A 14,632-nucleotide genomic window follows, 5' to 3' on the forward strand; every position below is an offset into this window, starting at 1 on the left:
ATGTCAGAGATCAAGAACTACACGCTCAACTTCGGCCCGCAGCACCCGGCAGCGCACGGTGTGCTGCGCCTCGTGCTCGAGCTCGACGGCGAAGTGATCCAGCGCGCCGATCCGCACATCGGCCTGCTGCATCGCGCGACGGAAAAGCTTGCCGAAAGCAAGACGTTCATCCAGTCGGTGCCGTACATGGACCGTCTCGACTACGTGTCGATGATGGTCAATGAGCACGGCTATGTGCTTGCCATTGAAAAGCTGCTCGGCATTGAAGTGCCGATCCGCGCGAAGTACATCCGCGTGCTGTTCGACGAAGTCACGCGCGTGCTGAACCACCTCATGTGGATCGGCTCGCACGCGCTCGACGTCGGCGCGATGGCGGTGTTCCTCTACGCGTTCCGCGAGCGCGAAGACCTGATGGACGTCTATGAGGCGGTCTCGGGTGCGCGCATGCACGCGGCGTACTACCGTCCGGGCGGCGTGTATCGCGATCTGCCCGACGCAATGCCGCAATACAAGGCGTCGAAGATTCACAACGAGAAAGCGCTCGCCCGCATGAACGAGGCGCGCCAGGGCTCGGTGCTGGACTTCATCGACGACTTCTTTACGCGCTTCCCCGGTTGCGTCGACGAGTACGAAACGCTCCTCACCGACAACCGTATCTGGAAGCAGCGTCTCGTCGGTATCGGCGTGGTGAGCCCCGAGCGCGCCATGCAGCTTGGCCTCACGGGTGCGATGCTGCGCGGTTCGGGCATCGAGTGGGACCTGCGCAAGAAGCAGCCGTACGAAGTCTACGACCAGATGGACTTCGACATTCCGGTGGGCGTGAACGGCGACTGCTACGACCGTTATCTCGTGCGCGTCGAAGAAATGCGCCAGTCCACTCGCATCGCGAAACAGTGCATTGAGTGGCTGCGCAAGAATCCCGGCCCCGTGATGATCGACAATCACAAGGTTGCGCCGCCCTCGCGCGTGAACATGAAGTCCAACATGGAAGAGCTGATTCACCACTTCAAGCTCTTCACGGAAGGCTTCCACGTGCCTGAAGGCGAGGCGTACGCTGCCGTCGAACATCCGAAGGGTGAATTCGGCATCTACCTGGTGTCAGATGGCGCGAACAAGCCGTATCGTCTGAAGATCCGCGCGCCGGGTTATGCCCACTTGTCCGCGCTCGATGAAATGGCGCGCGGCCACATGATTGCCGACGCGGTCACGATCATCGGCACGCAGGACATTGTGTTCGGTGAAATCGACCGCTAAGGCGCGCAGTAGGGTGCGCCCGGTCCCGGGCGCACGCAGCATGGAACGCCACGTCTGTCGCAGCGAATGGTTGAAAACGCGCGGCAGGTTTTCGTTCGGTAGGAATTGAAAGAGTCGTGTCTGAAAATGATCTCAGCTGAAGGCCTGAAAGAAATCGATCGCGCGTTGACGAAGTACCCCGCCGATCAGCGACAGTCCGCCGTGATGGCGGCTTTGGCCGTTGCTCAGGAAGAGCATGGCTGGCTGTCGCCCGAAATCATGCAGTTCGTGGCCGACTACATTGGCATGCCGCCTGTCGCGGTCCAGGAAGTCGCCACGTTCTACACGATGTTCGAGACGAAGCCCGTCGGCAAGCACAAGATCACGCTCTGCACGAATCTGCCGTGCCAGCTCGGCCCGGAAGGCGGCTCGGAGAGCGCCGCCGAATACCTGAAGCAGAAGCTCGGTATCGACTTCGGCGAAACCACGTCCGACGGCAAGTTCACCTTGAAAGAAGGTGAGTGCATGGGCGCGTGCGGCGATGCACCGGTGATGCTCGTGAACAATCACCGCATGTGCAGCTTCATGAGCCGCGAGAAGATCGACCAGCTGCTCGAGGAGCTTTCGAAATGACTTCGTTGCACGACCGTCACATCAAACCGCTGATTCTCGCGGGCCTCAACGGCGAGAACTGGCATCTCGAAGACTACGTCGCGCGCGGCGGCTACAAGCAGCTGCGCCGTATTCTCGAAGAAAAGATTCCGCCCGAGCAGGTGATCGCCGACGTGAAGGCGAGCGGTCTGCGCGGCCGCGGCGGCGCGGGATTCCCGACCGGCCTGAAGTGGAGCTTCATGCCGCGTCAGTTCCCGGGGCAGAAGTATCTCGTCTGCAACTCGGACGAGGGGGAGCCTGGCACGTTCAAGGACCGCGACATCCTGCGCTGGAATCCGCATAGCGTGATCGAGGGCATGGCCATCGGCGCGTACGCGATGGGGATCACCGTGGGCTACAACTACATCCACGGCGAGATTTTCGAGGTGTATCGCCGCTTCGAGGCAGCGCTGGAAGAAGCGCGCCAGGCGGGCTATCTCGGCGACAACATTCTCGGCACGGACTTCTCGTTCCAGCTGCACGCGCACCATGGCTATGGCGCGTACATCTGCGGCGAGGAAACCGCGCTGCTCGAGTCGCTCGAAGGCAAGAAGGGTCAGCCGCGCTTCAAGCCGCCTTTCCCGGCGAGCTTCGGCGTGTACGGCAAGCCGACCACGATCAACAACACCGAGACTTTCGCCGCGGTGCCGTTCCTGTTGACCGTGGGTCCGCAGACGTACATGGAACTCGGCAAGCCGAACAACGGCGGCACGAAGATCTTCTCGATCTCGGGCGACGTGGAGCGTCCGGGCAACTACGAGATCCCGCTCGGTACCCCATTCGCGACGCTCATGGAGCTGGCTGGTGGCATGCGCGGCGGCAAGAAACTGAAGGCCGTGATTCCGGGCGGCTCGTCGGCGCCGGTCATTCCGGGTGACCTGATGATGCAGACGGACATGGACTATGACTCCATCGCCAAGCAGGGCTCGATGCTCGGCTCGGGCGCCGTCATCGTCATGGACGAAACGCGCTGCATGGTGCGCTCGCTGCTGCGCCTCTCGTACTTCTATTACGAAGAGTCGTGCGGCCAGTGCACGCCGTGCCGCGAAGGCACGGGCTGGTTGTACCGCGTGGTCAACCGCATCGAGCACGGCGAGGGCCGCCAGGAAGACCTGGACCTGCTGAACTCGGTGGCGGGCAACATCATGGGTCGCACGATCTGCGCGCTCGGCGACGCGGCGGCCATGCCGGTGCGCGGCATGCTCAAGCACTACTGGGACGAATTCGAATATCACGTGCACAACAAGCGTTGTCTCGTCGGCGGTCATGCCGGCTCGCACGCGGCATCGGAAACGGTGGCCGCCTGACAGCGAGTCAAGACAGCGCGTTGTGTGCGAACCGCGTAGCACGACGCATCGGGGAATGCCGCTGTGAAATTGAGCGGTAACAGGTTAGGGACGATTAACCATCATGGTTGAACTTGAAATAGACGGCAAGAAGGTGCAGGTGCCCGAGGGCAGCATGGTGATCCAGGCTGCTCAGCGCGTGGACACGTACATCCCGCACTTCTGCTATCACAAGAAGCTCTCCATCGCGGCCAACTGCCGGATGTGTCTCGTCGATGTCGAGAAGATGCCGAAGGCCGTGCCCGCGTGCGCGACGCCGGTGTCGCAAGGCATGGTCGTGCGCACCATGTCGGACAAGGCCGTGCAGGGTCAGCAAGCCGTGATGGAATTCCTGCTGATCAACCACCCGCTTGACTGCCCGATCTGCGATCAGGGCGGCGAATGCCAGCTCCAGGATCTGGCCGTCGGCTACGGCAAGTCCGCGTCGCGCTACAGCGAAGAAAAGCGCGTGGTGTTCCACAAGAACGTCGGTCCGCTCATCTCGATGGAAGAGATGTCGCGCTGCATCCACTGCACGCGCTGCGTGCGTTTCGGCGACGAAATCGCCGGTGTGATGGAGCTCGGCATGCTCGGCCGCGGCGAGCACTCGGAAATCACCTCGTTCGTCGGCAAGACGGTCGACTCGGAACTCTCGGGCAACATGATCGACCTGTGCCCGGTCGGCGCGCTCACGAGCAAGCCGTTCCGTTTCTCGGCGCGGACGTGGGAACTGTCGCGCCGCAAGTCGGTGAGCCCGCACGACGCAACGGGTGCGAACCTCGTCGTGCAGGTGAAGAACAATCGCGTGATGCGCGTGCTGCCGTTCGAGAACGAATCCATCAACGAATGCTGGATCTCGGACAAGGACCGCTTCTCGTACGAAGGCCTGAACAGCGAAGACCGTCTCACGCGCCCGATGATCAAGCAGGGCGGCGAGTGGATCGAGACCGACTGGCAGACCGCGCTAGAATACGTCGTGAAGGGCATCAAGGGCATTTGCGACGAGCACGGCGAGAACCAGCTCGCGCTGCTCGCGAGCCCGCACAGCACGCTCGAAGAACTCTATCTCGCGAAGCAGTTCGCGGACGCGATCGGCACGCCGAACGTCGACTTCCGCCTGCGCCAGAGCGACTTCTCGGCGCCGCTCGAAGGCGCGCCGTGGCTCGGCACGAAGATCGCGGAACTCTCGTATGCCGACTCGGCGTTCGTGATCGGTTCGTTCCTGCGCCGCGATCACGCGCTGTTCGCCGCGCGTCTGCGCCAGGCTGCGAAGGGCGGTGCACAGGTCAGCTTCCTGCAAGCCACCGCTGACGGCTCGCTGATCCCGAACGCGCAGCGCATCGTCGCCGCGCCCTCGGCATGGCTCGACGAACTCGCTTCAATCGCAGCGGCTGTGGCCGAGGCGAAGGGCGTTGCGATGCCGGAAGGCTTCGCGGGCGCGCAGGTGACTGAAGCCGCGAAGCAGGTCGCCGCATCGCTTGCGAACGGCGAGCGACGCTACGTGCTGCTCGGCAACGCGGCGGTCCAGCATCCGGAATTCTCGCGCCTGCACGCAGCCGCGCAGTTCATCGCCGAAACGACGGGCGCGACGCTTGGCTTCCTCACGGAAGCGGCCAACACGGTCGGCGCGCATATCGCCGGCGTACTGCCGGGCCGCGACGGCCTGAACGCACGCGAAGCGTTCGAGCAGCCGCGCAAGGGCTATCTGCTCTTCAACGTCGAGCCGGAATTCGATACGGCTAACCCGGCCGCCGCGCGTGCCGCGCTCGCGCAGGCCGAAATGGTCGCCGTGTTCTCGCCGTACAAGACGGGCCTCGACTACGCAGACGTGCTGCTGCCTATCGCACCGTACACGGAAACCTCGGGTACCTTCATCAACGCCGAAGGTACGGCTCAGATCTTCAACGGCGTCGTGCGCCCGCTCGGCGACACGCGTCCGGCGTGGAAGGTCCTGCGCGTGCTCGGCACGCTGCTGGGCGCCAAGGGTTTCGAATACGATACCGCCGAAGAAGTGCGCCGCAAGGCGCTCGGCGACGGCAGCTTCGAAGGTCGTCTGTCGAACAAGGCCGGCGCCGCGGTTGCGCGCGGCAGCCTCGCGAAGGCCGCGGAAGGCCGCTTCGAGCGCATCGCCGACGTACCGATCTACCACGCCGATCAAATCGCGCGCCGCGGCGAAGCGCTGCAGCTCACCATGGCTGCCCGCGTGGCGAACGCGATCGGCCTGCCGGCGGCATACTTCGACCAGCTCGGCCTGAAGGAAGGCGACGCCGTGCGCGTGCGCCAGGGCGATCTGTCGGTAACGGCGCCCGCGACGCGCGATGCGAATCTTGCGCCGACGGTGGTGCGCGTGTCGGCGGCGACGCCTGCCGGTGCGCAACTCGGCAGCCTGTTCGGTGAACTGCTGGTGGAGAAGGCGTAAATGAGCTTGTTCGATACGATCAATGCAGGCGGCAGCCAGCTGCTCGGCGTGGCATGGCCCACCGTCTGGGCGCTGGTGCGCATTCTCGTCGTCGCGGTGGTGATCCTGCTGTGCGTGGCGTACCTGATCCTCTGGGAGCGCAAGCTGATCGGCTGGATGCACGTGCGTATCGGTCCGAATCGCGTGGGCCCCGCAGGTCTGTTGCAGCCAATCGCCGACGTGCTGAAGCTCCTGCTCAAGGAAGTGATTCAGCCTGCGCAGGCGAGCCGCTGGATCTACATGGTCGCGCCGATCATGGTGGTGGTGCCGGCCTTCGCGGTCTGGGCGGTGATTCCGTTCCAGGCGGGCGCGGTGCTCGGCGACATCAACGCGGGCCTGCTCTACGCGATGGCGATCTCGTCGATCGGCGTGTACGGCGTGATTCTGGCGGGCTGGGCGTCGAACTCGAAGTACGCGTTCCTCGGCGCCATGCGCGCCGCGGCGCAGATGGTTTCGTACGAAATTTCGATGGGCTTCGCGCTCGTCGTCGTGCTGATGGTGTCGGGCAGCCTGAATCTTTCTGTGATCGTCGAAGGCCAGATGCGCGGCATGTTCGCAAACTGGGGCATTACGTTCCTCTCGTGGAACTGGCTGCCGCTCCTGCCGATGTTCGTCGTCTACTTCATCTCGGGCATTGCCGAAACGAACCGCCACCCGTTCGACGTGGTGGAAGGGGAGTCGGAAATCGTCGCGGGTCACATGATCGATTACTCGGGTATGGCGTTCGCGCTGTTCTTCCTCGCCGAGTACATCAACATGATCGTGATCTCGGCGCTCGCCTCGGTGCTGTTCCTTGGCGGGTGGAGCGCCCCGTTCGGGTTCCTCGACTTCATCCCGGGCGTGTTCTGGCTGGTGTTGAAGGTCTTCTGCCTGCTGTCGGTCTTCATCTGGGCCCGCGCGACGTTCCCGCGCTATCGCTATGACCAGATCATGCGTCTCGGCTGGAAGGTGTTCATTCCGGTGTGCATCGTATGGCTGATCGTGGTCGGCTTCTGGTACATGTCGCCGTTGAGCATCTGGAAATAAGGGGCGAACACAACCATGAACGCTATCCAAAACTTCTTCAAGACGTTTTTCCTGACCGAGCTGCTCAAAGGGCTCGCGCTGACGGGGCGTTACGCCTTCAAGCGCAAGTTCACCGTGCAGTTCCCGGAAGAAAAGACGCCTATGTCCCCGCGTTTTCGGGGTTTGCACGCGCTGCGCCGCTATGAAAATGGCGAAGAGCGCTGCATCGCGTGCAAGCTGTGCGAGGCCGTGTGCCCCGCGCTCGCGATCACGATCGAATCGGAAGTGCGCGAGGACAACACGCGCCGTACGACGCGTTACGACATCGACCTGACCAAGTGCATCTTCTGCGGTTTCTGCGAAGAGAGCTGCCCGGTCGACTCGATCGTCGAAACGCACATTCTCGAGTATCACGGCGAGAAGCGCGGCGATCTGTATTTCACGAAGGATATGCTGCTGGCCGTTGGCGATCGCTTTGAAGCGCAGATCGCGGCGAGCAAGGCAGCGGATGCACCGTACCGTTGATCTTTCAGTTTGACGCTGCATCGGCCCGCGGTTCGGGCCGGCTGTGGGGAACGCGTGTGTCGAACACCCGCGCTTTACCGCAGCCTGACCGCCGCGGCGCGACGCTCCCTGGTCTGGCCGCCAGTCTGCGCCGCGCAATCCGCCTCACGAAGGCCTCAACGATGAACCAGTAATCATGGAATTCACGACCGTCCTGTTCTACATCTTCGCGCTGCTGCTCACGCTGTCAGGGCTGAAGGTGATCACTTCGCGCAATCCTGTCGCGTCTGCGCTCTTCCTCGTGCTCGCGTTCTTCAACGCGGCCGCGATCTGGATGCTGCTCGAGGCCGAATTCCTCGCGATCCTGCTGGTGCTCGTCTACGTGGGCGCGGTGATGGTGCTGTTCCTGTTCGTGGTGATGATGCTGGACATCAACGTCGACGTGCTGAGCCGCGACTTCAAGCGCTTCATCCCGGTGGCGACCATCGTGGGCGCGATCATCGTGGTCGAGACCGCGCTGATCCTGTGGCACGGCTTCGGCGCGACGAGCACGCCGGTGCCCGACACCACGCCGGCCGCTGCCGCCGCGATCTCGAATGCGCACCTGATCGGCAAGATCATCTACACCGACTACATCTTCGCCTTCGAAGTCGCCGGCCTCGTGCTGCTGGTGGCGATCGTCGCGGCCGTCGCGCTGACTGTGCGCGAGCCGAAGGACTCGAAGCGTCAGGACGTGTCGAAGCAGGTCAAGGTGCGTCGCGAGGACCGCGTGCGCCTCGTGAAGATGCAGGCCGTCGTGGAAGTGCCGGAGCCGGCGGAACCGGCGCAAGCCGAAGCCGGGGCTGCGCCTGCGGCGGGTGCCGCACCGGCCGCACCGGCAACGAAGAGCTAAGCGCGAAGGAGCGAACCATGCTGACACTGGCCCATTACCTCGTCCTCGGCGCGATCCTTTTTGCGATCTCGATCGTTGGCATTTTTCTCAATCGGCGCAACGTCATCATCATCCTGATGGCGATTGAGCTGATGCTGTTAGCGGTGAACACGAACTTCGTCGCGTTCTCGCATTATCTCGGTGACGTTCACGGACAGATTTTCGTGTTCTTCGTGCTAACTGTTGCGGCAGCGGAAGCCGCGATTGGTCTGGCTATTCTTGTGACTCTGTTCCGCAGCCTCGACACGATCAACGTCGAGGACCTCGATCAGCTCAAAGGCTAAGGCAGGCTGCTATGGCAACAACACTCAACGAAACCTTATTGCTGGCGATCCCGCTGGCGCCTCTCGCCGGTTCTCTCATTGCCGGTTTGTTCGGCAAAACGGTCGGGCGCGCGGGCGCGCATACGGTGACCATTCTTGGCGTCGCGATTGCGTTCGTGCTTTCGTGCATCACGTTGTTCGACGTGATGGGCGGTGCGAGCTTCAACGCGACCGTCTACGAATGGATGTCGGTTGGCGGCCTGAAGTTCGAAGTGGGCTTCCTCATCGACTCGTTGACGGCGCTCATGATGGTCGTCGTGACCTTCGTGTCCCTGATGGTGCACATCTACACGATCGGCTACATGGCGGACGAAGAGGGCTACGAGCGCTTCTTCTCGTACATCGCGCTCTTCACGTTCTCGATGCTGATGCTCGTGATGGCCAACAACTTCCTGCAGCTGTTCTTCGGCTGGGAAGCGGTGGGTCTCGTCTCGTACCTGCTGATCGGCTTCTACTTCAAGCGTGAAAGCGCCATCTACGCGAACATGAAGGCGTTCCTCGTGAACCGCGTGGGCGACTTCGGCTTCCTGCTCGGCATCGGCCTGCTGCTCGCATACGGCGGCTCGCTCAACTACAACGACGTGTTCGCGAAGGGGCATGAAATCGCCGCGCTGACGTTCCCGGGCACCTCGTGGAACCTGCTCACCGTTGCGTGTATCTGCCTCTTCATCGGCGCAATGGGTAAGTCGGCGCAGTTCCCGCTGCACGTCTGGCTCCCGGACTCGATGGAAGGCCCGACGCCGATCTCCGCGCTGATTCACGCGGCAACCATGGTGACGGCCGGTATCTTCATGGTCGCGCGCATGTCGCCGCTGTTCGAACTTTCGGAAGCCGCGCTTTCGTTCATCGTCGTGATCGGCGCCATTACCGCGCTCTTCATGGGCTTCCTTGGCGTCGTGCAGAACGACATCAAGCGCGTGGTCGCGTACTCGACGCTTTCGCAACTCGGTTACATGACCGTGGCGCTCGGCGTCTCGGCTTACCCGGTCGCGATCTTCCATCTGATGACACACGCGTTCTTCAAGGCGCTGCTGTTCCTCGGCGCGGGTTCGGTCATCATCGGCATGCACCACGATCAGGACATGCGCAACATGGGCGGCCTGCGCAAGTACATGCCCATTACGTGGATCACCTCGCTCATCGGTTCGCTCGCGCTGATCGGCACGCCGTTCTTCTCGGGCTTCTACTCGAAGGATTCGATCATCGACGCCGTGAAGCTCTCGCACCTGCCGGGTTCGGGCTTCGCGTACTTCGCGGTGGTCGCCAGCGTGTTCGTCACGGCGCTGTACTCGTTCCGTATGTACTTCCTCGTGTTCCACGGTGAAGAGCGCTTCCGCGGTCCGAAGCATCCGGAATCGCCGATGGCGATCGAAGCCGCTAACGCTGCCCACAGCGGTCACGGCGATCACGGCCACGGTCACGACGAACACCACGTACACGTGCCGCACGAGTCACCGTGGGTCATCTGGGTGCCGCTCGTTCTGCTCGCGATTCCTTCGGTGATCGCCGGTGCGTTTGCGATCCAGCCGCTGCTCTTCGGTGATTTCTTCTCGCATGGCGTGGCGTTCCAAAACGTCATCTTCGTTGGCGAGAACCACGAAGCGCTCATGGAGATGGGCAAGGAATTCCAGGGCTGGGCCGCGATGGGCGCACATGCGTTCTCGGGTCTGCCGGTGTGGCTCGCACTCGCGGGTGTGGTGGTGGCGTGGTTCTTCTACATGAAGCGCCCGGAACTGCCGGCCGTCGTGTCGCGCACTTTCTCGCCGGTCTACAAGCTGCTGGCAAACGCGTACTACCTCGACAAGATCAACGAAATCGTCTTCGCTCGCGGAGCAGTCGCGATCGGTCGCGGTCTGTGGAAGGAGGGTGATGTCGTCGTGATCGACGGCGTCGTGAACGGGAGCGCCAAGTTTATCGGCTGGTTTGCAACTGTGATTCGGTTCCTGCAATCCGGCTATATCTACCACTACGCATTTGCCATGATCATCGGCATGCTTGGCCTCCTTACCCTGTTTGTAACGCTCGGCGGCAAATAAGGCAAAATAAGGCGAGGAAACGCATGCACGCAACTCCGATTCTCAGTATTGCGATCTGGATGCCGATCGTATTCGGCATCATCGTTCTTGTAGTGGGTTCCCGTCGGAACCCGAGTGCGGACCGCTGGCTCGCACTCATCGGTTCGGTGCTTAGTTTCCTCGTCACCCTTCCGCTCGTTGCGGGCTTCGATACGACCACGGCTTCCCTGCAGTTCGAGGAGAAGTCGGTCTGGATCGATCGGTTCAATATTTCGTATCACCTGGGCGTCGACGGCATCGCGATGTGGTTCGTCGTGCTGACGGCGCTCATCACCGTGATCGTCGTGATCGCGGGCTGGCAGGTCATCACGAAGAACGTCGCGCAGTATTACGCGTCGTTCCTCATCCTGTCGGGCATCATGATCGGCGTCTTCTGCGCCGCTGACGGTCTGCTGTTCTACGTGTTCTTCGAAGCCACGCTCATTCCGATGTACATCATCATCGGTGTGTGGGGCGGCCCGAATCGCGTGTACGCGGCGTTCAAGTTCTTTCTCTACACGCTGGCCGGCTCGCTGCTCATGCTGGTCGCATTGCTGTACCTGTACCGCATTACCGGGACCTTCGACCTCGCCGCCTGGCAGGCCGCGAAGATCGCCATGACGCCGCAAATCTTGCTGTTCATCGCATTCTTCTTCGCGTTCGCCGTCAAGGTGCCGATGTGGCCGGTTCACACGTGGTTGCCGGACGCACACGTCGAAGCGCCCACGGGCGGCTCGGTTGTGCTGGCCGCGATCATGCTCAAGCTCGGCGCGTACGGTTTCCTGCGTTTCTCACTGCCGGTCACGCCGGACGCGAGTCACTACCTGGCGCCGGTCATCATCACGCTGTCCTTGATCGCCGTGATCTACATCGGCCTCGTGGCGATGGTGCAGGCGGACATGAAGAAGCTGGTCGCGTACTCGTCGATTGCCCACATGGGCTTCGTCACGCTCGGCTTCTTTATGTTCGGCCCGTCGAGCCAGCTCGCGATGGAAGGCGGGATCATCCAGATGATTTCGCACGGTTTCGTCTCGGGCGCCATGTTCCTGTGCATCGGCGTGCTGTATGACCGCATGCACACACGCGATATCGCGGATTACGGCGGTGTGGTCAACACCATGCCGAAGTTCGCGGCGCTGGTCATGCTGTTCGCCATGGCCAACTGCGGCCTGCCGGGCACCTCGGGATTCGTCGGCGAATTCATGGTGATTCTGGCAGCCGTGCAGTACAACTTCTGGATCGCTTTTGGGGCGGCGTTCACGCTGATCCTGGGCGCGGCCTATACGCTGTGGATGTACAAGCGGGTGTACTTCGGCGCCATCGCGAACGACCACGTTCGCGAGCTAAAGGACATCAACAGTCGCGAATACTTCATGCTTGCGGTGCTCGCGCTGTTCACGCTTTTCATGGGCATCTACCCGAAGCCCTTTACCGATGTGATGCACGTTTCCGTGGAAAACCTCCTCTCCCACGTCGCAGTGTCGAAACTGCCGCTGTCACAGTAATACCCGAGCGGAGGAACAAAAGATCATGCCAAACGCCCCTATGTACGCTCTGCTGCCCGACGGCCTGGTGATGACCGGCCTCGTCGTCGCGTGGCTCAACGACACGTTCACCGGTCCTGAAGGCCGGCGCACGACCTACTTCATCGCGCTGCTGACCACGGTCATAGCCGGTATCTGGTTCGCGGTGGACGCGTTCGATCCACACGTGTACTACTACTTCACGCGCATGTACGTGGTCGATCCGTTCGCGAGCGCCATGAAGGCGGTGGTGACGCTCGGCTACGCCGTGTCGATCGTGTACTCGCGCAAGTATCTCGAAGACCGCGACATGTTCCGGGGCGAGTTCTTCCTGCTTGGCCTGTTCTCGCTGCTCGGCCAGCTCACGATGATCTCGGGCAACAACTTCCTCACGCTGTACCTCGGCCTCGAGCTGATGTCGCTCTCGCTCTACGCGGTCATCGCACTGCGTCGTGACGCGGCGCAGTCGAACGAAGCGGCCATGAAGTACTACGTGCTGGGTGCGCTCGCTTCCGGCTTCCTGCTCTATGGCATCTCGATGCTGTACGGCGCGACCGGCTCGCTCGAGCTGAACGAAGTGTTTAAGGCCGTGGCTTCGGGCCACATCAACGATATCGTCCTGCTGTTCGGCGTGGTGTTCATCGTCGCGGGCGTGGCGTTCAAGATGGGGGCGGTGCCGTTCCACATGTGGGTGCCCGACGTCTATCAAGGCGCGCCTACGGCGATGACGCTGCTCACCGGCGGCGGCCCGAAGGTCGCGGCATTCGCGTGGGCCGTGCGCTTTCTCGTGATGGGCCTGCTGCCGCTGGCAGTGGACTGGCAGGAGATGCTGATCATCCTCGCGGCACTCTCGATGATCGTCGGCAACATTACGGGTATCGTCCAGCGCAACATCAAGCGCATGCTCGCGTACTCGGCCATCTCGAACATGGGCTTCGTGCTGCTCGGCCTGCTCGCCGGCATCGTCGACAACAAGGCGACGGGTGCGGCCAGCGCATACAGCTCGGCCATGTTCTACAGCATCGTCTATCTGATCACGACCCTCGGCGCGTTCGGTGTGGTGATGCTGCTGTCCCGCCGCGATTTCGAAGCGGAAACGATCGACGACTTCAAGGGCCTTAACCAGCGCAGCCCGGTGTTCGCGTTCGTCATGATGCTCATGATGTTCTCGCTCGCCGGCATTCCGCCGACCGTTGGCTTCTACGCGAAGCTCGCTGTGCTCGAAGCGACCATGAACGCGGGCCTCACGTGGCTTGCCGTGCTCGCCGTGATCACGTCGCTGTTCGGCGCGTTCTACTACCTGCGTATCGTCAAGCTGATGTACTTCGACGCACCGCAGGACGACGCACCGATCGAGGGCCACGCATCCAACCGCGCGCTGCTCACGCTCAACGGCGTGGCGGTGCTCGTGCTGGGTATCCTTCCTGGCCCGCTGATGTCGATCTGCCTGCAGGCTGTCACGCATACGCTGCCGCTCTAATGTCGGCAGCGGGCTGGTTCATTGTGCTGTTGGCGCTCGCGGGCGCCAACCTGCCGTTCCTCAACCAGCGATTGTTCGGCGTCGTGCCGCTTCGCGCACCGAAGAAGAGTGCGTGGATTCGCATCGCTGAAATGATCGTGCTGTATGTTGTGGTCGGTACGTTCGGCTTCCTGCTGGAGGCGCGCGCTGGCAATCGTTTTGACCAGGGCTGGCAGTTCTACGCGATCACCTTCAGTCTTTTTGTCGTGTTCGCGTTCCCCGGCTTCACCTGGCAATATCTCGTCAAACGCCGCCCGGCGTGACGCGCGTAGCCGGCCCCCGCGGCCGGCACGCGTCGTGCGACCCGCAGTCCGGCCCGCAGTTTGGCCGATTTCACTTCAAGCGGCGCGCCCGCGGCTACCCGATTTTTCTGAGCACCCACGAGGCTGACTATGGCTGAACATCATCAACACGACCCGGCGCTCGCCGAGACGTGCGTGGAAAGCACGACGCTCTACGCGGGCAATTTTCTTACCCTGAAGCGCGACACCGTCGCGCTGCCGGACGGCAAACACGCCACGCGCGAGTTCGTCCAGCATCCTGGCGCGGTGATGGTCATCCCGCTGTTCGACGACGGTCGCGTGCTGATGGAGCGCCAGTACCGCTATCCGCTTTCGCGCGTGATGACCGAATTCCCCGCGGGCAAGCTCGATCCGCAGGAGGGTGCGCTTGCCTGCGCGATCCGCGAACTGAAGGAGGAGACGGGCTATACGGCGCGCGAGTATGTGTATCTCGCGCAGATCCATCCCGTGATCTCGTACTCGACCGAGTTCATCGACATTTACCTCGCACGCGGGCTGACCGCAGGCGCGGCCAAACTCGATGACGGCGAGTTTCTCGAAACCTTCACGGCGACGGTTCCCGAACTGCTCGAATGGGTGCGAACGGGCAAGATCACCGACGTGAAGACGATCGTCGGCACGTTCTGGCTCGAAAAGGCGCTGTCGGGCGCGTGGCCGCTCGCGAAGGCAGAACAGGGCTGACACGCTACGCGGTGCAGCGAACTCCCGATCAACGGCGGCCCTCGTGGCCGCCGTTGTCGCTTCTGCGTGCACCCGAAGCAGAACACGCGTCGAAGCACCTTCAGCGCGCCGGCCCGAGCGGCG

General features: G+C 62.3%; 13 protein-coding genes. All 13 read left to right on the top strand.

Going from position 1 to position 14,632, the window contains the following annotated elements:
* The 13 genes from M3I54_RS32450 (at nt 1) to M3I54_RS32510 (ending at nt 14,509) form a co-directional block, all read left to right on the top strand.
* On the top strand, nt 1-1,254 hold the full coding sequence (locus M3I54_RS32450) for an NADH-quinone oxidoreductase subunit D (protein WP_133182092.1): 1,254 nt from the start codon (nt 1-3) through the stop codon (nt 1,252-1,254).
* Between the two features lie 126 nt (nt 1,255-1,380).
* Complete coding sequence (nuoE, locus tag M3I54_RS32455; protein WP_254343200.1) at nt 1,381-1,866, top strand: NADH-quinone oxidoreductase subunit NuoE; 486 nt, start codon at nt 1,381-1,383, stop codon at nt 1,864-1,866.
* Nucleotides 1,863-3,191: an NADH-quinone oxidoreductase subunit NuoF gene (gene nuoF, locus M3I54_RS32460; protein WP_254343202.1), complete on the top strand. Its 1,329-nt coding sequence runs from the start codon at nt 1,863-1,865 to the stop codon at nt 3,189-3,191. The genes nuoE and nuoF overlap by 4 nt, the downstream gene beginning before the upstream one ends.
* A gap of 103 nt (nt 3,192-3,294) precedes the next feature.
* The gene (nuoG, locus tag M3I54_RS32465; RefSeq protein ID WP_254343204.1) at nt 3,295-5,628 is read left to right on the top strand and encodes an NADH-quinone oxidoreductase subunit NuoG; all 2,334 of its coding nucleotides are present in this window, start codon (nt 3,295-3,297) and stop codon (nt 5,626-5,628) included.
* Nucleotides 5,629-6,693, top strand: a complete 1,065-nt coding sequence (nuoH, locus tag M3I54_RS32470; RefSeq protein WP_254343206.1) for an NADH-quinone oxidoreductase subunit NuoH — start codon at nt 5,629-5,631, stop codon at nt 6,691-6,693.
* A 15-nt stretch (nt 6,694-6,708) separates the two neighbouring features.
* The gene (gene nuoI / locus M3I54_RS32475) at nt 6,709-7,197 is read left to right on the top strand and encodes an NADH-quinone oxidoreductase subunit NuoI (protein WP_254343209.1); all 489 of its coding nucleotides are present in this window, start codon (nt 6,709-6,711) and stop codon (nt 7,195-7,197) included.
* Nucleotides 7,198-7,372: 175 nt separating this feature from the next.
* Complete coding sequence (locus M3I54_RS32480; RefSeq protein ID WP_254343210.1) at nt 7,373-8,068, top strand: NADH-quinone oxidoreductase subunit J; 696 nt, start codon at nt 7,373-7,375, stop codon at nt 8,066-8,068.
* Between the two features lie 17 nt (nt 8,069-8,085).
* Nucleotides 8,086-8,391, top strand: coding sequence for an NADH-quinone oxidoreductase subunit NuoK (nuoK, locus tag M3I54_RS32485; RefSeq protein ID WP_006052894.1), 306 nt, complete (start codon nt 8,086-8,088; stop codon nt 8,389-8,391).
* Between the two features lie 11 nt (nt 8,392-8,402).
* On the top strand, nt 8,403-10,466 hold the full coding sequence (nuoL, locus tag M3I54_RS32490) for an NADH-quinone oxidoreductase subunit L (RefSeq protein WP_254343212.1): 2,064 nt from the start codon (nt 8,403-8,405) through the stop codon (nt 10,464-10,466).
* A 23-nt stretch (nt 10,467-10,489) separates the two neighbouring features.
* Nucleotides 10,490-11,989, top strand: coding sequence for an NADH-quinone oxidoreductase subunit M (locus tag M3I54_RS32495; RefSeq protein WP_254343214.1), 1,500 nt, complete (start codon nt 10,490-10,492; stop codon nt 11,987-11,989).
* A 25-nt stretch (nt 11,990-12,014) separates the two neighbouring features.
* The gene (nuoN, locus tag M3I54_RS32500; protein WP_254343215.1) at nt 12,015-13,487 is read left to right on the top strand and encodes an NADH-quinone oxidoreductase subunit NuoN; all 1,473 of its coding nucleotides are present in this window, start codon (nt 12,015-12,017) and stop codon (nt 13,485-13,487) included.
* On the top strand, nt 13,487-13,789 hold the full coding sequence (locus M3I54_RS32505) for a DUF2818 family protein (RefSeq protein WP_254343216.1): 303 nt from the start codon (nt 13,487-13,489) through the stop codon (nt 13,787-13,789). The genes nuoN and M3I54_RS32505 overlap by 1 nt, the downstream gene beginning before the upstream one ends.
* Before the next feature lie 129 nt (nt 13,790-13,918).
* On the top strand, nt 13,919-14,509 hold the full coding sequence (locus M3I54_RS32510; RefSeq protein WP_254343217.1) for an NUDIX domain-containing protein: 591 nt from the start codon (nt 13,919-13,921) through the stop codon (nt 14,507-14,509).
* Nucleotides 14,510-14,632 lie beyond the last annotated feature (123 nt).

Source organism: Paraburkholderia sp. CNPSo 3274 (genome assembly GCF_024206475.1).
Lineage (GTDB): Bacteria > Pseudomonadota > Gammaproteobacteria > Burkholderiales > Burkholderiaceae > Paraburkholderia.

Bases quoted from the DNA above. Each gene is read 5' to 3' on its own strand.
- M3I54_RS32450 (WP_133182092.1), top strand. From the start codon at position 1: ATGTCAGAGATCAAGAACTACACGCTCAACTTCGGCCCGCAGCACCCG.
- nuoG (WP_254343204.1), top strand. From the start codon at position 3,295: ATGGTTGAACTTGAAATAGACGGCAAGAAGGTGCAGGTGCCCGAGGGC.
- M3I54_RS32480 (WP_254343210.1), top strand. From the start codon at position 7,373: ATGGAATTCACGACCGTCCTGTTCTACATCTTCGCGCTGCTGCTCACG.
- M3I54_RS32510 (WP_254343217.1), top strand. From the start codon at position 13,919: ATGGCTGAACATCATCAACACGACCCGGCGCTCGCCGAGACGTGCGTG.
- nuoI (WP_254343209.1), top strand. From the start codon at position 6,709: ATGAACGCTATCCAAAACTTCTTCAAGACGTTTTTCCTGACCGAGCTG.
- nuoH (WP_254343206.1), top strand. From the start codon at position 5,629: ATGAGCTTGTTCGATACGATCAATGCAGGCGGCAGCCAGCTGCTCGGC.
- nuoN (WP_254343215.1), top strand. From the start codon at position 12,015: ATGCCAAACGCCCCTATGTACGCTCTGCTGCCCGACGGCCTGGTGATG.
- M3I54_RS32505 (WP_254343216.1), top strand. From the start codon at position 13,487: ATGTCGGCAGCGGGCTGGTTCATTGTGCTGTTGGCGCTCGCGGGCGCC.
- nuoL (WP_254343212.1), top strand. From the start codon at position 8,403: ATGGCAACAACACTCAACGAAACCTTATTGCTGGCGATCCCGCTGGCG.
- nuoF (WP_254343202.1), top strand. From the start codon at position 1,863: ATGACTTCGTTGCACGACCGTCACATCAAACCGCTGATTCTCGCGGGC.
- nuoE (WP_254343200.1), top strand. From the start codon at position 1,381: ATGATCTCAGCTGAAGGCCTGAAAGAAATCGATCGCGCGTTGACGAAG.
- nuoK (WP_006052894.1), top strand. From the start codon at position 8,086: ATGCTGACACTGGCCCATTACCTCGTCCTCGGCGCGATCCTTTTTGCG.
- M3I54_RS32495 (WP_254343214.1), top strand. From the start codon at position 10,490: ATGCACGCAACTCCGATTCTCAGTATTGCGATCTGGATGCCGATCGTA.